Source organism: Ralstonia pickettii, assembly GCF_000607165.1.
In the GTDB taxonomy this organism is placed as follows: domain Bacteria; phylum Pseudomonadota; class Gammaproteobacteria; order Burkholderiales; family Burkholderiaceae; genus Ralstonia; species Ralstonia holmesii.
Map to the genome: position 1 here is coordinate 1 of NZ_JFZG01000008.1, position 16,888 is coordinate 16,888.

A 16,888-nucleotide genomic window follows, 5' to 3' on the forward strand; every position below is an offset into this window, starting at 1 on the left:
GGACGCACCACAAGTGCAAAACCAATACCAGGAGACGTAACAACACCATGATCACCAAGCTCCTCATCGCCAACCGAGGCGAAATCGCCTGCCGAGTCGCCGCCACCTGCCGCAAGCTGGGCATCCGCACAGTCGCCGTCTACTCCGATGCCGACGCCAATGCCCGCCACGTTGCGGCCTGCGACGAAGCCATCCACATCGGTGAGCCCGCCGCCCGCGACAGCTACCTGCGCGCCGACCGCATCCTCGAAGCGGCGCGTGCCACCGGCGCCCAGGCCGTCCACCCAGGCTACGGTTTCCTGTCGGAAAACGAAGCCTTCGCCAAGGCCTGCGCAGACGCCGGCATCATCTTCGTCGGCCCGCCGGCCTCGGCCATCGAAGCGATGGGCAGCAAAAGTGCGGCCAAGGCGTTGATGGAAACGGCCGGCGTGCCGCTCGTCCCGGGCTACCACGGCGACAACCAGGACGCCGCATTCCTGCGCACGCAGGCCGATCGCATCGGTTACCCGGTGCTCATCAAGGCGAGTGCGGGCGGCGGTGGCAAGGGCATGCGCGTGGTGGAATCGGGCGATGCGTTTGAAGCCTCGCTGGCCTCCGTCAAGCGCGAAGCGTCCTCCAGCTTTGGCGATGACCGCGTGCTAATCGAGAAGTACCTCACGCGCCCGCGCCACATTGAGATCCAGGTGTTTGCCGACAGCTTCGGCGGCGCCGTCTACCTGTTCGAGCGCGACTGCTCGGTGCAGCGCCGCCACCAGAAAGTACTGGAAGAGGCACCGGCGCCCGGCATGACGCTGGACCGTCGCCGCGCGATGGGCGAAGCCGCTGTGGCTGCCGCGCGCGCCGTGGGCTACGTGGGTGCCGGCACAGTCGAATTCATCGTCGACGAAGACGGCACGTTCTACTTCATGGAGATGAACACGCGCCTGCAGGTCGAGCATCCGGTCACCGAAATGATCACGGGTGAAGACCTCGTCGAATGGCAATTGCGCGTGGCCTCCGGCGAGCCGCTGCCGCGCGCGCAGGACGAACTGCATATCCACGGCCACGCGCTGGAAGCACGCATCTACGCAGAAAACCCCGAGCGCGATTTCCTGCCGTCCATCGGCACGCTGAAGGTGCTGCGCACGCCGGCAGCGGTGGAATTTACCGTGGGCGCGCAAGCCAATGGCGAACCCGCGGCCGTGCGCATCGACGCGGGTGTGCGCGAAGGCGATGCCATCAGCCCTTACTACGATCCGATGATCGCCAAGCTCATCGTCTGGGGCCGTGACCGTGAAGAAGCGCTCGCGCGCATGCTGCAGGCGCTGGGCAGCTTCCATCTGGTGGGGCTGTCGTCCAACGTGGCCTTCCTGCGCCGCCTGGTCGCATCGACGCCGTTTGCGACCGCCGATCTGGATACCGGCCTGATCGCGCGCAATCACGACACGCTGTTCCCGGCAGCGCCGGACGTGCCGCAAGACGCCATCGCCCTGGCCGTGGCTGCCCTGCTTGCCCGCGAGGCACGCAGCCTGCGCACGGACACACGCGATCCGCATTCGCCGTGGGCACGCGGCAGCGGCTGGCGCCTGAACGGCGCGGCTGAGCGCACGCTGCGCTTCTCGCACGGCGAACAGGCCGTCGACGCCGCGCTCGTCTATGGCCGCGACGGCTCGCGTCTGAAAGCAAACGGGCATGAAGCGCCATTCACCTCGCAGCGCCATGCAGAGACCTTCACCGTCACGCTGGGCTCGCACAAGGCGACTGGTCAGGTGCATGTCGACGGCGACACATTCCACGTCTTCACCGGCGGCGCGCACTGGACGCTGGAGCGCCACGACCCGCTCGCCCATGCCGGCGAAGCCGACGACGAAGGCGGCAAGCTGACCGCGCCGATGCCCGGCAAGGTCATCGCCGTGCTGGCCGCACCGGGGCAGACCGTCACCAAGGGCGCACCGCTCGTCGTGATGGAAGCCATGAAGATGGAGCACACGCTCACCGCACCGGCCGACGGCGTCGTCGAATCCGTGCTGTATGGCGTAGGCGATCAGGTAACGGAAGGCGTGCAACTGCTGGCGTTCAAGCCGGCGGAGTGATGGCTGAATGACGCGCAGGCGGGGCTGCAACGCGCGTTGCCGGCCCCTGCTACACTGCTTGACGTATACGTCAACTACCCGCATTGAAGTCGCCCCACATGCACATCCAGATCTACACGCCCGACGGCAAGCCCCAACCCTGGCTCGACGGTTTTGCGCAGGCACTGCCTGAGGCGCGGCTGTCGGTATGGGCGCAAGGTGCGGCGCAGGACGCTGATTACGCCGTGGTCTGGCAGCCGCCCGCCGAGATGCTGCGCGGCCGCACGGATCTGCGCGCCGTGTTCAACCTGGGCGCGGGCGTGGATGCCATCCTCGGCCTGCGCGCGCAATCGCCCGATGCGATTCCCGAAGGCCTGCCGATCGTGCGTCTGGACGATGCCGGCATGGCCGCGCAGATGGGCGAGTACGTCACGCATGCCGTGTTGCGCTTCTTCCGCCGGCTTGATGAATACGAGCGCCAGCAGCAAGCCAAGATGTGGCGCTTCCTCAAGCCGTTCAACCGTGACGAGTTTGTCGTGGGCGTGCTGGGCCTGGGCGTGCTCGGTACGCACATCGCCAAGACGTTGGCGGGCTTCGGCTTTCCGGTGCGCGGCTGGAGCCGTTCTGCCAAGCACGTCGAGGGCGTCGATTGCCGTACGGGCAGCGAAGCCCTGCCTGGCTTCCTGGCCGGCACGCGCGTGCTGGTGAACGTGCTGCCGCTGACCGCCGACACGGAAAACGTGATCGACGCAAAGCTGCTCGGTCAGCTCGCACCCGGCGCGTTCGTTGTCAACGTGGCGCGCGGCAAGCATCTGGTGGAAGACGACCTGCTGGCCGCCGTGCGCAGCGGCCACATTGCCGGCGCCGCGCTCGACGTATTCCGCACCGAGCCGCTGCCCGCCGACCATCCTTTTTGGACCGAACCGCGCATCCACATCACGCCGCACATTTCGGCGCTGACGCTGCGCGAGGTCAGCATTGCCCAGATCGCGCGCAAGATCCGCGCGCTGGAAGCCGGCGAACCGATTGCCGGCATCGTCGATCTGCAACGAGGTTACTGAGATGAGCACTCCGCTTTTCGTAAAAGTGGTCGAGGTCGGCCCGCGCGACGGTCTTCAGAACGAGAAGGCGCCGGTTTCCACCGACACCAAGGTCGAACTGGTGAACCGGCTGTCCGAGGCCGGCTTCGTGAACGTGGAAGCCGCGTCGTTCGTGTCGCCCAAGTGGGTGCCGGCCATGGCCGATGGCGCCGATGTGATGGCGCGCATCCAGCGCCGGCCGGGCACGCTGTATTCGGTGCTCACACCCAACATGAAGGGTTTCGAAGGCGCTGCGGCAGCAGGCGCGGACGAGATCGTGATCTTCAGCGCCGCCAGCGAGGCCTTCGCGCAGAAGAACATCAACTGCACGATCGCCGAATCGATCGAACGCTTTGCGCCGGTGGCCAAGGCCGCCAAGGATGCAGGCATTCGCGTGCGCGGGTCGATCTCGTGTTCGCTGGGCTGCCCGTACCAGGGCGAGGTGCCGGTATCGTCGGTAGTGGACGTCATCAAGCGCATGGCCGACCTGGGCTGCGACGAGATCGACATTGCCGACACCATCGGCGTGGGCACCGCCGGGCAGGTGAAAACCGTGATGGAAGCCGCCGCGGCGACGTTCCCGATCGACCGCCTCTCGGGCCATTTCCACGACACGTACGGCCAGGCGCTGGCCAACATCCTCGCCAGCCTGGAAGTCGGCATCGCCATCTTCCACGCATCGGTAGCGGGGCTGGGCGGCTGCCCGTATGCCAAGGGCGCCACCGGCAACGTGGCCACCGAAGACGTGCTGTACCTGCTGCACGGCCTGGGCATCCGCACCGGCATCGACCTGGACAAGGTCGTGCTGGCGGGCGACTTCATCTCGCAAGCCATCGGCCGCCCCACCGCGTCCCGTGCAGGCCGCGCGCTGTTGCTCAAGCTGCAGGACCAGATCGCCCAGGCCTGCATCTGAAACCCCATCAAGAAGAACGACGATGACCGCTACCGATACGAACGCACCGCTGCCTGAATCTGCCCAACGCGTGGCCGACCACCTGCGCACGCTCGGCTACGAGAAAGCCATCGTGATGCTGCCCGCCACGGGAAAAACGTCTGCTGAAGCGGCTGCCGGACTGGGCTGCTCGGTGGCGGAGATCGCCAAGTCGATCATCTTCCGTCGTGCGGATGACGATGTGCCTGTGCTGGTGATCGCCAGCGGCACCAATCGTGTCGACGAAGCAAAGGTTTCCGCGCACGTGGGCGCACTGGCCAAGGCCGATGCGAAGTTCGTCCGCGAGAAGACCGGTTACGCCATCGGTGGCGTGTGTCCGGTGGGCCATGCCGTAAAGCCCGTCATGCTGCTCGACAAGGATCTGTTCCAGTACGACAGCGTGTGGGCCGCTGCCGGCCACCCGCACGCCGTGTTCAACCTCACGCCCGCCGAACTGGAAGCCATGACGGGCGCGCCTGTGGCCGACATCGCCCAGCGCGACTGATCGAACACACATGGACGCCTGCACCCGCGCGCAACTGAAGCTCTCGCTCGGCAAGCTGCGCAATAGCCGCGCGCAGGCCGAGCGCGCCCAGCCGGTGTCGTCGCCGTGCATCAGCGTGTGCAAGATGGACGAGGCGCGCGGCCTGTGCATCGGCTGCATGCGCACCATCGACGAAATTGCCGCCTGGTCGACCATGAACGACACCGCTCGCCAGGCCGTGTGGAAGACCTTGCCCGAGCGCGCCTGCGCCTGGCTCAACGAGACGCCCTGCGCCTGAGCGCCCATCACCATGGCCGAACACGACATCGTCACCTTGCCTGATTCGATGCGCGTGTTCGAGCGCGGCTGGCTGTCGTCCAACAACATCCTTTTCTTCGATGACGATGCGCAAGGCGGCTGCGCACTGGTGGACACCGGCTACCTCACGCACGCCCCGCAAACTGTGGCGCTTGTGAAGCACGCCCTGCAAGGCAGGCCGCTGCGCCGTCTGCTGAACACGCACTTGCACTCCGACCATTGCGGCGGCAATGCCGCGCTGCGGGCACTCTACGGCAGTCACACGCGCGTGCCTGCGGCGCAGATCGACGACGTGCGCCGCTGGGATACCGACGCCCTGAGCTACGCCCCCACCGGCCAGGAATGCGCACGCTTCACGCTGCCTGACAGCGATGCCGACGCGGGCCTCGCCGACGGCATGACGGCACGGCTAGGCGGTTTCGACTGGCAGGTCATCAGCGCGCCCGGGCACGACCCGCACGCGGTCATCCTCTTCAACCCCGACACACGCGTGCTGATCTCTGCCGATGCGTTGTGGGAGCGCGGCTTTGGTGTGATCTTTCCCGAGCTGGAAGGCGAGAGCGGCTTTGCCGAGCAGCAGGCCATTCTTGAGCGCATCGCGCAGCTCGATGCGCGCGTGGTGATTCCTGGACACGGCCGGCCGTTCACCAGCGTCAACGCCGCGATTGATGCATCGCTGGGGCGGCTTGCGTATCTGCGCGCAGACCCGGAGCGCAATGCGCTGCACGCCATCCGCGTGCTGGTGAAGTTCAAGCTGCTGGAGCAGCAGGCGCTGTCGCACGACGCGCTGTTCGCGTGGTTCACGCAGACCACGCTGATGCCGCGCTTGCAAGCGCGCTTCTTCGCAAGCCAATCGATGGAAACGTTGGTGGATGCCGCGATCGCGGCGCTGGTCAAGGCAGGCGCCGCCACCGTCGAACACGGCCGCATCCTGAACCGCGATTGACGTGCCGCGCGGCGGCGATGCCCCGCTACAATGCAGCGACGCCTCTTCTCTTCGCCTGGGCATGCCGAAACCCGCCACATCCAATCCGCCCGAGTCCGCCACAGGAGCCGCCACTGAAGCCGAAGCGCCGCGCCGCAAGCGCGGCCGCCCCGCGCAGGATGCCAACGAGGGCTTGCGCCGCGCGTTGATCGAGCAATCGGCCAGGCTGTTCCGCGAGAAGGGCTACGGCAACACCACGGTGCGCGACATTGCCGCCGCCACGGGCGTCCATGCGGGCAGTTGGTTCTACCACTTCAAAACCAAGCAGGACATCCTGCAGGCGGTGATCGAACACGGCCTGACCGTGGCGCTGGCCGACATCGAAGCCATCGATATCGACGACCTGCCGCCGCGCGAGGCGATGCGCCAACTCGTGCGCGCGCACCTCTACACGATCCTTGCGCCCCACCAGGATTTCATTCCGGTGATGCTGTATGAGTGGCGCTCGCTCGATACGCAGGCGCAAGAACGCATCATCGCGCTCAAAGACCGTTACGAAGACATCTGGACGCGCGTGATCGACCGCCTGCGCGCCTCGGGCGAATGGGCACACCCGACGCCCGTCGACCGCCTGCTGATGTTCGGCGCGCTCAACTGGACGGCGCAGTGGTATCAGGCTGGCGCGGGCATCAGCATTGACGCGCTGGCCGATCAGGCCGTGCTGTTCATCCTGCGTACGCCGCCCCAGCCGACGGCTTAGCACCCCTAGCGCGCATCGCCCTCGAACAACGTCTGGTTGGCAGTGCGCAGCACGTGCTTCTGGATCTTGCCGGTCGCCGTCATGGGCAGCTTGTCGACCACGGCGATGTGCTTAGGCACCTCAAAGCTACCGAGATGCTCTCTGCAATGCGCCTGCAGCGCGGCGGCATCGGCGTGTGCATCGGGCTTGAGGCAGACGAACGCTGCCACCGCTTCCACCCAGTGCACATGCGGCAAGCCGACCACCGCGGCGTTCGCCACGGCCGGGTGCCGCAGCAACACTTCTTCCACCTTGACCGAAGGCACGTTCTCACCGCCGGTCTTGATCATGTCCTTGATGCGGTCCTTGAACTGAAGCTGGCCGTCGGTATCCCACATGCCGAGGTCGCCCGTGTGGTGCCAGCCGAAGCGGCGCGCGTTGGCGGTGGCCTGCGGGTCCTTGTAGTAGCCGAGCATGACGTTAGGGCCGCGATGCACGATCTCGCCCAATTGGTCCGGGCCGAGCAGATTGCCTTGATCGTCCATGATGGCCGCCTCGTTCACCATGCATGGCTGGCCCCAGTAGTTGCCGGTGCGCTGCAGTTGCTGGTTGGGCGCGAAGTACATCGTCATCGGGAAAATTTCGGTCTGGCCTGAGCCGAGCGCAAAGTTCGGACACACCTCGGCAATCAGGCGTTCGAGCAGCGGCTTGGCCATCGGCGCCATCGCATACAGGCATAGGCGCAGGCTTGAGAGATCGCGCTGCGCACGCAGCGGATGGTGCAGCAGCGCGGCGTACATGAGCGGCAGGCCGAACAGTTGCGTGATGCGCTCGCTCGCAATCGCATCGAGCAGCGCCGCCGGATCAAAACCGCGCTGTATGACGAGCGTGGCGCCCACCAGCATCGCGGACGCGGCGGTCGCAAACTGCGCGCAGTGGAACATCGGCAGCAGGCACGAGAACACATCGGTCTCGTTCAGATTCAGGCCTGCGATGTTGGACATTAGCGCGGCATGCACCGAGCGATGCGAGTGCATTGCGCCCTTGGGTCGGCCGGTCGTGCCGCTGGTGTACATGATGAGCGCGAGATCGCGATCGTCGATCACCACGGCGGGCAGCGTATCGGCGTGGCCTTGCAACGCTTGCTCCACGGTTTGCGGGCCATCGGCAACCGGTGCGCCGAAGCACTGGTGCGCGGGCAAAGCAAGCGCCGACAGCGTGTCACGCAGCGCCGGGTACAGCGCCGCGTCAATCACCACATGGCGCGCCTCGGCATGTTCGAGGATGTAGCGCACATCGTCCGGCCCGAGCATCGCATTGATCGGCACCCACACCAGCCCCGCCTTCAAAATGCCGTACGCGGCCACCAAGAACTGCGCCGAGTTGCCACACACCATCGCCACCTTGTCGCCGGGCGTGAGGCCGCTTGCAAGCAGCGCGTGCCCATAGCGATTACTGTCTGCGTTGAGTTCGCCATGCGTCATGCGACGCGGGCCATCGACCAGCGCGACCTTCGCGCCGAACTTGCGTGCACTGCGATGCAACGTATCGCCCAGCGCCACCCGGTTCAGCAGGTTGGCTTCGAGCGTGAGGTCTGGCGTGGCTTCGGACATGGGACGTCTCCTATGGACTGCATTGACCGCATGAGCTGCACGACGAAACGATGGATCAGGACGGCAGTGCAACCGTCAGGCCGCGGCAATCTCCATCAGCAACCCGCCGGGCGCAACCTGTGCCCCGACCTGGGTGAACAGACCTTTCACCTCGCCTGCGAGTGGTGCGGCAATGCTGTGCTCCATCTTCATCGCCTCGACCACCAGCAGCACCTGACCGGCGCAGACCGCCTCGCCTTGAGCCACGTGTACGGCAACCACGCGGCCATTCATCGGTGCGCTGATCCGGCCGCTGCCGGCTTGCACGCCGTCACGCTCCGCCCGGGCGTAAGTGGTGTCGACGGCGGTGTGCTCGACGCCATTCAGCACGAAGTGGCAAGCGTCGCCGGTGAAGGCGTAGTCGACCGCGTGGAGCGTGTCGCCCAGCGCAAGCGTGACGCGGTCGTTGGCCGCTGACACAAGGGCCACCTGAGTGGAACCGCCGTCCCAAGTCAATTCCCATCGCCGTGCACCGAGCGCTCGCACGCGCATCTCGATGGCCTGATCGTCGAGCGTGAAGCGGCACAGCGTGGGGTATGTGCAACTGCTGGCCCAGCCATGCAGTTCTGCGGGATAGCGGCGCGCGGTTTCCTGGCGCAGGTGCGTGAGCAGCACGGCAGCCGCCTGGCAGACCGCTGCGTCGGGTACGGCCGCATGACGCATCGCGGCCGGGAAATGCCGGGCGATGAACGCGGTCGACACATCGCCGGCAAGGAACGTCGGGTGCGCGACGCAATCGCGCAGAAACGCACGGTTGGTCGGCAGGCCAAGCAGCAGGCAATCATCCAAGGCATGCGCCAGCCGTCGACACGCATCAGCGCGGTCGGTGCCGTGCGCGACGATCTTGGCGAGCATCGAATCGTAGTACGGCGAGACGACAAGCCCGTCGGCCAATGCATGGTCCGTGCGGACATCCTGCGGTGCACGCCAGCGGGCAACGGTGCCGCTTTGCGGCAGGAAATCCTGCTGCGGGTCTTCTGCGCACAGGCGCACTTCGACGGCGTGCCCGCCTTGTGCGCGACGTGCATCGATGGCGTCTTGCGCGAGCGGCAACGGCTCGCCAAGCGCCACACGCAACTGCCACTCGACCAGATCGCCCCCGATCACCGCTTCGGTCACGGCATGCTCCACCTGCAGGCGCGTGTTCATCTCCATGAAGTAAAACGCGCCGTCCGGGGCGAGCAGAAACTCCAGCGTGCCCGCACCCACATAGCCGATCGCGCGCGCCGCCGCCACCGACACCGCGCCCATGCGCGCACGCAACTCGGGCGATACGGCAGGCGACGGCGATTCTTCGATCACCTTCTGATGCCGGCGCTGCACCGAGCAATCACGCTCGCCGAGGTGAACCACGTTGCCATGCGTATCGGCAAACACCTGGATCTCGATATGGCGCGGCTCGACGATGGCCTTCTCCAGGATCAGCTCGCCCGAGGCAAACGCGTTCTCCGCCTCGGAGCGCGCGGACTGCAGCGCGGCCGCAAAGTCCTCTGCGCGGTCTACCCGACGCATGCCGCGGCCACCGCCACCGGCCGCCGCCTTGATCATCACCGGATAGCCAATGCGGGCGGCTTCGTGCGCCATGCGCGCAGCGGATTGATCCTCGCCCTGATAACCCGGCACGCACGGCACGCCAGCGGCTTCCATCAGGCGCTTGGCGCCGGCCTTGTTGCCCATCGCGCGGATGGCATCCGCAGGCGGCCCGATAAAGACGAGGCCCGCGTCTGCGCACGCACGGGCAAAGGCGTCGCTCTCCGCAAGGAAACCGTAGCCGGGATGGATTGCCTGTGTGCCCGACTTGCGCGCGGCTTCCAGCAATGCCGCAATGTTCAGGTAAGACGCCTGCGGTTGCGATGGGCCAATCGGCAACGCAAGATCGGCCGCGCGGCAGTGCGGCGCATCGCGGTCAGCCTCGGAATACACGGCAATGGTGCGCATGCCAAGGCGGCGCGCCGTGCGCATGATGCGCAGCGCAATCTCGCCCCGGTTGGCGATCAGGATCGAGCGGAAAGCCGCATGCGGGGCGGTCATCGCTCAGCCCTTCTTGCCCGGAAGCGTGTTCATGTACTTGCAGATGATGCCCAGCATCACCTCGTCGGCGCCGCCGCCAATGGAGCCCAGACGCCCGTCGCGGTAATAGCGCGAGACCGGGTTGTCCCACGTGAAGCCCATGCCGCCCCAGAACTGCAAGCAGGCATCGGGCACGATGCGCGCCAGCCGCCCCGCCTTGAGCTTGGCCATCGATGCCAGCTCCGTCACGTCCTGCCCTTGGATGTACAGATCGCACGCGCGATACGTGAGCGCGCGCAACGCTTCCACCTCCGTCTTCAACTCGGCCAGCTTGAAGTGAACCCACTGGTTGTCGAGCAGGCTGGCGCCAAACAGCTTGCGCTCGCGCGCGTACTCGGCGGTGGCCTCGATGCACATCGTCATCGTTGCCAGGCTGCTGGCCGCGGCCCACATGCGCTCTTCCTGGAACTGCAGCATCTGGTACGTGAAGCCCTTGCCTTCCTCGCCGACGCGGTAACGTTGGGGCACGCGCACGTCGTCAAAGTAGATGAGGCCGGTGTCCGACGAATTCATGCCGATCTTGCGGATCTTCTTGCCGACCGACACGCCCTTCGTGTTCATCGGCACGATGATGAGCGACTTGTTGCGGTGGGCGGGGTCGTCCGATGTGTTGGCCAGCAGGCACATCCAGTCTGCCTGCAGGCTGTTGGTGATCCACATCTTGCTGCCGTTGATGATGTAGTCGTCACCGTCCTTGCGTGCGGTGGTCTTGATGCTCGCCACATCGGAGCCCGCGCTGGGCTCCGACACGCCCACACACGCCACCGCATCGCCGCTGATGGCGGGAGCCAGGAACTGCGCGCGCAGGTCGTCCGAACCGAAGCGGGCAAGCGCAGGCGTCGCCATGTCGGTCTGCACGCCAATCGCCATCGGCACACCGCCGCAGTGGATGTGGCCAAGCGTCTCGGCCATCGCCATCGCATATGAATAGTCGAGGCCCAGCCCCCCAAACTCGGTCGGCTTGGCGATGCCGAGAAAACCCAGCTCGCCCATCTTCTTGAAGAGCTGCTTGGCAGGGAACATCTCCGCTGCCTCCCATTCATCGACGTACGGGTTGATGTCGCTGTCGATGAAGCGCTTGAGGTTGCGCTGCAGTTCCTGATGCTCGTGGGTGAAGTGCATGGTGTCTCGCTCCGCTTGTCCTGGGCTGTTCGTGTATGGGTTCGGGGTGGCTACGGGCGCGCAACGCCAAACTGGATCGGGTGCAGGGTGCGGCGGCGCGCTTCGTCGGACACCCCAAGCACACAAGCCAGTACCTTGCGCGTGTCGCGCGGGTCGATCACGCCGTCGTCCAGCAATCGGCCCGAAACGGTGAACGCATCGGACTGCCGCTCGAACGTGTCGATCACCTTGGCGCGCATCGCTTCGATGGCTTCATGGTCGACGGTTTGCGTCTTGCGTTGCATGCTCGCGGCCATGACCGTCGCCATCGTGCCGGCGGCCTGCTCTGCGCCCATCACGGCCGTCTTGGCATTGGGCCAGCTGAAGCAGAAATCCGGAAAGAAGCCGCGCCCCGACATGCCGTAGTTGCCCGCCCCGAACGACGCACCGCAATGCACGGTGATGCGCGGCACGGTGGCGTTGGCCATGGCCTGGATCATCTTCGATCCGTGCTTGATCATGCCGGCCTGCTCCGACGCCTTGCCGACGATGAAGCCGGTGGTGTTTTGCAGGTACAGCAGCGGCGTGTCGGCCTGGCAGCACGCCTGGATGAAATGCACCACCTTGGTGGCGCCGGCCGGGTCCAGCGGCCCGTTGTTCGTGATGACGCCGACGCGCATGCCGCAGATGGCCGCGTGCCCCGTGATCGTTGCGGGGCCGTAGTCGGGCTTGAACTCCAGAAACTCCGATCCATCGGCAATGCGGGCAATCACCTCGCGCATGTCGAGCGGCTTGCGATGATCGGCCAGCGCAATGCCGAGCAATTCCTCCGCATCAAAGCGCGGCGGCGCATAAGGGCGATCCGCTGCCGGCACATCGCGGTTCCAGTCGAGCGCAGCCACAAGTTCGCGTGCGATGCGCAGTGCGTCGGCATCGTCTTCAGCCAGGTATTCAGCCAAGCCCGACGTGCTGGCGTGCATCTGTGCGCCGCCCAGTTCCTCTTCGGTGGCGATCTCACCCGTGGCCGCTTTCAGCAGCGGTGGACCGGCGAGAAATGCACGCGCACGATCACGCACCATCACCACGTAGTCCGACAGGCCGGGCATGTATGCACCACCCGCCGTGCTCGACCCGTGCACCACGCTGATCACCGGAATGCCCGCCGCCGACAGCCGCGCGAGCCAATAGAAACCGCTGCCACCATGGATGAAGGTCTCCACACGATAGGTCAACAGGTTGGCGCCGGCCGATTCGACAAGGTGGATGAACGGCAGCTTCTGCTCCAGCGCAATAGCCTGAGCCCGCTGGAACTTCTCGATGCCCATCGGCTGCACGGCGCCTGCATCGATGCCCGCATCGTCAACGATGATCATTGCGCGCACGCCGCTCACCCAGCCGATGCCCGCGATGAAGCCGCCGCCAGGAATCGAGCGCGCCGGGTCTGTGTGGTCGAGGCAAAAACCCGCCAGCGTGGACAGCTCCAGAAACGGCGCACCGGCGTCGAGCAAGCGGCCGAGCCGGTCACGCGGCAGCAGTTGCCCGCGCTGCTCGAAGCGCGCGCGCGAAGCCTCGGACTTGTTGCGCGTGCGGTCTTCCAGCGTGCGCAACTGGCCGACGAGTTCCGTGAGCGCGGCGTGGTTCTGCAGGTACACGTCGCTATGCGGCACGATGCGCGATTCAAGCGCCGGCATTGCGGCCCTCCTCGTCTTGCAGCACCTTGGGCGTCACGGCCAGGTGGAAGCCGTTGAACGGCCCGGCGCCATGACGCGGTGCCGGCATGGGCGACCCGGGCCGCACGTTCGGGCGGCCGCCGTCCACGCGCAGCGTCGTGCCGGTGATAAACGCGGCGGCTTCCGAGAGCAGATACACGATTGCCGACGACACTTCCGCCTCGGTGGCAAAGCGACCGAGCGGCACCGTCGAAGGCATGCTGCGGATGGTCTCGGCCATCCACGGCGGATACGCGTCCATGCCCGACGACGCCACATAACCGGGCGCCACCGCGTTCACGCGCACGCCGTACTGCGCCCACTCGAACGCCGCCGTCTCCGTAAAGTTGACCATGCCCGCGCGTGCTGCGCCGGAGTGGCCCATGTTCGGCATGCCGCCCCACATGTCGGCCACGATGTTGACGATGGCGCCGCCGCGCTGCTGCATCGCCTGGTTCAGGCACTCGCGCGCCATCAGGAAGCCGCCGGTGAGATTCGTCTGCACCACCGCTTCCCAGCCCTTGGCAGAGATGTCTTTGAGCGGCGCCGGAAACTGGCCGCCCGCGTTGTTGACCAGCGCGTCGATGCGGCCGTGCTCGCCGTAGATTTGCGCGACGGTGGCTTGCGCAGCGGCCTCGTCGCGGATGTTGCAAACGTAGGTGTGCGCGGTGCCGCCGGCTTCGACAATCTCCGTGCGCACGGCGGCAAGCTTCTCTGCATTGCGCCCCACCAACGCGACCGCCGCCCCCAGCGACGCCAACTCATGCGCGGTGCACCGGCCAATGCCGCTGCCGCCACCCGTCACCACGGCCACTTGCCCCTGAAACAGCCCCGGTCGAAAGACTGAGCGATACATGGTTCTCTCCCTGATTGCGCGCGTTAGGCCCTTAGGCCCAGCCGAGCTGGCGCGCGGCAAGATCGCTGAGGATTTCCTCCGCGCCGCCGCCGATCATGTAGACCTTCACTTCACGATAGATGCGCTCCGACTTCGTGCCGCGCATGAAGCCCATGCCGCCGAGCAGTTGCACGGCCGTGTCGGCACAGAACTGCAGACCCTGCGTGGCGAAATTCTTCAGCATGCATAGTTGCGCGACCGGTGAATCGCCGGCCTGCATGCGTCGCATCAGGTCTTCAAGCAATGCCCGGGTGGCTTCGATGCGCGTGGCCATGGCCACCAGCTTCTGCCGCACGACTTGATGCTGCACGAGGCGCTTGCCGAAGGTTTCGCGCTGGGTGGCCCATTCCACGGCTTCAGCCAGGCACGTGCGCGCCAGGCCATAGGCTTGCATCGCGAGCGCGAGGCGTTCGTGGTTGAAGTTGCGCATCACCAGCTCGAAGCCGCGGTTTTCCACGCCGAGCAGGTTGCCGATGGGCACGCGGCAGTTGTCGAAGTGCAGTTGCGCCGTGTCGGAGCACCACCAGCCCATTTTTCTGAGCGGCGTGCGCGTCAGGCCCGGCGTATCGCCTTCCACCAGCAGCACAGAAATGCCGCCAGCCCCCGCGCCGCCCGTGCGCACGGCCACGGTGATGTAATCCGCGCGCATGCCGGAGGTGATGAAGATCTTGCTGCCGTTGACGACGTAGTGATCGCCCACCCGCACCGCGCGCGTGGCGAGGTTGGCAACGTCCGATCCGCCCGAAGGCTCGGTGATGGCGAGCGCGCTGATCTTCTCGCCCGACAGGATTTCCGGCAGCACACGCGCCTTCAGATCGGCCGATCCACCCGCCACGATGGGCGGCGCACCGATCGTGTGGCTGAACAGCGATGCGAGCAAGCCGCCGCTGGCCGCCCGCGTCAGCGCTTCGATCATCGCCAGTTCCAGAAACAAGTCGCCCGGCGTACCGCCGTACTCCTCCGGAAAACCGATGCCGAGTAAGCCGAGATCCGCCGCCTCGCGATACAACTCACGCGGAAACGTCTCGGCCTCTTCCCATGCATCGATGTTCGGCAGCACGGCCTTGTCGACAAAGCGGCGCACGGTCTCGCGAAACGTATCGTGATCGGCGTCGAAGCGGGCAGACGGCAGCAGGCCTGAGAGCATGATCGCCTCGTCAATCAAGGGTGGTCGACCGGCACGCGCACCGGCATCGTCAGCAGCACCTGCGCCATGCCCTTGCCGAGCGGGTCGTTGCGCAGCGAGGCCATGCCGCCGCCGCCCAACGCCTGCTCGCACACGAAGTTCAGCGCGTGGATGCCGGGCAAGTCGTACCGCGTGACGCGACCCTTCACGACGTGCGCGAGGTATGCGGCGACGGCATCTTCGGTCAGTTGCGCGCGCAGCAACGGCAGGTCTTCTGGCCGACGCGCGATGACGCCGATGTTGGAGGTGTCGCCCTTGTCGCCGCTGCGGGCATAGGCGAGTTCAATGAGTGGGACTTCGCGCGTCGGGCCGGGCGGCAAGGCATCCGATGCTGGTGCGGCAGCGGAAGCCTCAAGCGCGGCACCGCCCGTCGGCACGGTAATGTCGAAGCCCTCCCCGCCCAGCAACGTCACGCGCGGCTGCACGCGCGCCTTGTCGATCAGGAAGGCGTATTGCTTGATGGCAGGCACCACGCTTGGCCGGCCACCCGCGCCCGTCGTGCCCGGCGCCCACGACGTGCCGGCCGGGGCGATTTCGCGCGCGAACAACTCCAACGCTTGCTTGCTCGGATGCGTCACCGTCAGCCACATCACCGATTCGAATCGCGGCACGTTCGGCTGGTGCGGCCCGAACAGATACGCCGAACCGAGCGTCTCGATATGCGTTGCGCTGTAATCCGGCAGACCGAGCTGGCGGAACAGGCCGCGCGTGCGCTCCAGAATCGCCTCGGCCGTGCGGCGCGCCTTGCGATCGGCGTCAATGCCGACGACGGTGAGCTGACCGGTCGCGCGGTAGCCATCGGCATACGTTGCACTCACCTTGTAATCGGGCGTAGGCGCAAGGCCGCGTGCGCCGCGCACTTCGACGTGATGCTCGCCTGCCTGCGCCATCGTCACCTGTGTGAAGTCGCACACCACATCGGGCAGCACGTAGCGCGCCGGGTCGCCGATTTCGTAGAGCAGTTGTTCGGCCACGGTAGCGGGCGTCACCAGCCCGCCCGTGCCGTCGGGCTTGGTGACGATGAAGCTGCCATCGGCCCGGCATTCGACGATGGGGTAGCCGCTGTGCGCCCAGTCGGGCACCGCTTCCCAATCGGTATGCAGGCCGCCCGCGCCCTGGCAGCCGCATTCAAGGATGTGCCCGGCGAGGCTGCCGGCGGCGAGTCGATCGTAGTCATCGATTGCCCAGCCGAAGTGATGCATCAGCGCGCCGAGCGTGACGGCGCTGTCGACGCATCGCCCCGTGATGACGACCTGCGCGCCCGCATCAAGCGCGGCCTTGATCGGCAATGCGCCCAGGTACGCATTGGCGCTCACCACCTTGTCGGGCAAGGGGCGACCGCTCTGCAATTCGCGCACGCCCGCCTCGCGCAGTGCGGGCAGCAGCGGCATGACGTCGTCGCCTTCCACCACCGCAACGCGCACGCTCACGCCCAGCTCATCGGCCAACGCTTGCAACGCAGCCGCGCATCCGCGCGGATTCACGCCACCCGCGTTGGCGATGATGCGGATGTTCTGCGCCAGCGCATCCTTGAGCACCGCGCGCATCGCCACGCTCACAAAGTCGGTGGCGTAACCCAACTCGTCGTTCTTCATGCGCGCGCTGGCCAGCAGCGACATGGTCAGCTCGGCCAGGTAATCGAAGACGAGGAAATCGAGACGGCCCGAGGCGACCAGCTGCATCGGGCCCGTGATGCTGTCGCCCCAGAAACCGCTGGCCCCGCCAATGGAAACGGTGTCCTTGCGCAT

14 protein-coding genes are annotated in these 16,888 nt (G+C 66.3%); 7 read left to right on the forward strand and 7 right to left on the reverse strand.

All coding sequences use genetic code 11. From position 1 onward, the window contains the following. The first annotated feature begins 47 nt into the window (after positions 1–47). The 7 genes from BG83_RS0111470 to BG83_RS0111500 all read left to right on the forward strand — a co-directional run bounded on the left by BG83_RS0111470 (position 48) and on the right by BG83_RS0111500 (position 6,548). Complete coding sequence (locus BG83_RS0111470; protein ID WP_024976850.1) at positions 48–2,072, forward strand: acetyl/propionyl/methylcrotonyl-CoA carboxylase subunit alpha; 2,025 nt, start codon at positions 48–50, stop codon at positions 2,070–2,072. A 98-nt stretch (positions 2,073–2,170) separates the two neighbouring features. Next, positions 2,171–3,112 carry a 2-hydroxyacid dehydrogenase gene (locus BG83_RS0111475; protein ID WP_024976851.1) on the forward strand — a complete coding sequence of 314 codons (942 nt, stop codon included), beginning with the start codon at positions 2,171–2,173 and terminating at the stop codon, positions 3,110–3,112. 1 nt (position 3,113) lies between these two features. Beyond that, positions 3,114–4,043 (forward strand): hydroxymethylglutaryl-CoA lyase, encoded by a 930-nt coding sequence (locus BG83_RS0111480; protein ID WP_024976852.1) that lies wholly within the window; start codon positions 3,114–3,116, stop codon positions 4,041–4,043. Positions 4,044–4,065: 22 nt separating this feature from the next. Then, a complete protein-coding gene (locus BG83_RS0111485) occupies positions 4,066–4,566 on the forward strand; it encodes a YbaK/EbsC family protein (RefSeq protein WP_024976853.1) in 501 nt (166 codons plus the stop codon). 10 nt (positions 4,567–4,576) lie between these two features. Beyond that, the gene (locus BG83_RS0111490) at positions 4,577–4,843 is read left to right on the forward strand and encodes a DUF1289 domain-containing protein (RefSeq protein WP_024976854.1); all 267 of its coding nucleotides are present in this window, start codon (positions 4,577–4,579) and stop codon (positions 4,841–4,843) included. A gap of 12 nt (positions 4,844–4,855) precedes the next feature. Next, complete coding sequence (locus tag BG83_RS0111495) at positions 4,856–5,809, forward strand: MBL fold metallo-hydrolase (protein ID WP_024976855.1); 954 nt, start codon at positions 4,856–4,858, stop codon at positions 5,807–5,809. Between the two features lie 61 nt (positions 5,810–5,870). Further along, complete coding sequence (locus BG83_RS0111500) at positions 5,871–6,548, forward strand: TetR/AcrR family transcriptional regulator (RefSeq protein ID WP_024976856.1); 678 nt, start codon at positions 5,871–5,873, stop codon at positions 6,546–6,548. Positions 6,549–6,553: 5 nt separating this feature from the next. Here the strand turns inward: BG83_RS0111500 and BG83_RS0111505 are convergent, their stop codons facing one another. From BG83_RS0111505 to BG83_RS0111535, 7 genes are all read right to left on the reverse strand, one after another. Further along, positions 6,554–8,140, reverse strand: coding sequence for an AMP-binding protein (locus tag BG83_RS0111505; protein ID WP_024976857.1), 1,587 nt, complete (start codon positions 8,138–8,140; stop codon positions 6,554–6,556). 75 nt (positions 8,141–8,215) lie between these two features. Beyond that, the gene (locus tag BG83_RS0111510) at positions 8,216–10,210 is read right to left on the reverse strand and encodes an acetyl/propionyl/methylcrotonyl-CoA carboxylase subunit alpha (protein WP_024976858.1); all 1,995 of its coding nucleotides are present in this window, start codon (positions 10,208–10,210) and stop codon (positions 8,216–8,218) included. A 3-nt stretch (positions 10,211–10,213) separates the two neighbouring features. Then, positions 10,214–11,371, reverse strand: coding sequence for an acyl-CoA dehydrogenase family protein (locus BG83_RS0111515; protein ID WP_024976859.1), 1,158 nt, complete (start codon positions 11,369–11,371; stop codon positions 10,214–10,216). Between the two features lie 50 nt (positions 11,372–11,421). Next, positions 11,422–13,041, reverse strand: coding sequence for an acyl-CoA carboxylase subunit beta (locus tag BG83_RS0111520; protein WP_024976860.1), 1,620 nt, complete (start codon positions 13,039–13,041; stop codon positions 11,422–11,424). Further along, entirely contained in the window at positions 13,028–13,915 is an 888-nt protein-coding gene (locus BG83_RS0111525; protein ID WP_024976861.1) for an SDR family oxidoreductase, read from the reverse strand. The genes BG83_RS0111520 and BG83_RS0111525 overlap by 14 nt, the downstream gene beginning before the upstream one ends. A gap of 31 nt (positions 13,916–13,946) precedes the next feature. Next, positions 13,947–15,101: an acyl-CoA dehydrogenase family protein gene (locus tag BG83_RS0111530; protein ID WP_024976862.1), complete on the reverse strand. Its 1,155-nt coding sequence runs from the start codon at positions 15,099–15,101 to the stop codon at positions 13,947–13,949. A gap of 14 nt (positions 15,102–15,115) precedes the next feature. Next, positions 15,116–16,888: an acyclic terpene utilization AtuA family protein gene (locus BG83_RS0111535; protein ID WP_024976863.1), complete on the reverse strand. Its 1,773-nt coding sequence runs from the start codon at positions 16,886–16,888 to the stop codon at positions 15,116–15,118.

Coding starts and splice junctions, on each gene's coding strand:
- BG83_RS0111470 (WP_024976850.1), top strand. CDS start 48: ATGATCACCAAGCTCCTCATCGCCAACCGAGGCGAAATCGCCTGCCGA.
- BG83_RS0111475 (WP_024976851.1), top strand. CDS start 2,171: ATGCACATCCAGATCTACACGCCCGACGGCAAGCCCCAACCCTGGCTC.
- BG83_RS0111480 (WP_024976852.1), top strand. CDS start 3,114: ATGAGCACTCCGCTTTTCGTAAAAGTGGTCGAGGTCGGCCCGCGCGAC.
- BG83_RS0111485 (WP_024976853.1), top strand. CDS start 4,066: ATGACCGCTACCGATACGAACGCACCGCTGCCTGAATCTGCCCAACGC.
- BG83_RS0111490 (WP_024976854.1), top strand. CDS start 4,577: ATGGACGCCTGCACCCGCGCGCAACTGAAGCTCTCGCTCGGCAAGCTG.
- BG83_RS0111495 (WP_024976855.1), top strand. CDS start 4,856: ATGGCCGAACACGACATCGTCACCTTGCCTGATTCGATGCGCGTGTTC.
- BG83_RS0111500 (WP_024976856.1), top strand. CDS start 5,871: ATGCCGAAACCCGCCACATCCAATCCGCCCGAGTCCGCCACAGGAGCC.
- BG83_RS0111505 (WP_024976857.1), bottom strand. CDS start 8,140: ATGTCCGAAGCCACGCCAGACCTCACGCTCGAAGCCAACCTGCTGAAC.
- BG83_RS0111510 (WP_024976858.1), bottom strand. CDS start 10,210: ATGACCGCCCCGCATGCGGCTTTCCGCTCGATCCTGATCGCCAACCGG.
- BG83_RS0111515 (WP_024976859.1), bottom strand. CDS start 11,371: ATGCACTTCACCCACGAGCATCAGGAACTGCAGCGCAACCTCAAGCGC.
- BG83_RS0111520 (WP_024976860.1), bottom strand. CDS start 13,041: ATGCCGGCGCTTGAATCGCGCATCGTGCCGCATAGCGACGTGTACCTG.
- BG83_RS0111525 (WP_024976861.1), bottom strand. CDS start 13,915: ATGTATCGCTCAGTCTTTCGACCGGGGCTGTTTCAGGGGCAAGTGGCC.
- BG83_RS0111530 (WP_024976862.1), bottom strand. CDS start 15,101: ATGCTCTCAGGCCTGCTGCCGTCTGCCCGCTTCGACGCCGATCACGAT.
- BG83_RS0111535 (WP_024976863.1), bottom strand. CDS start 16,888: ATGCGCAAGGACACCGTTTCCATTGGCGGGGCCAGCGGTTTCTGGGGC.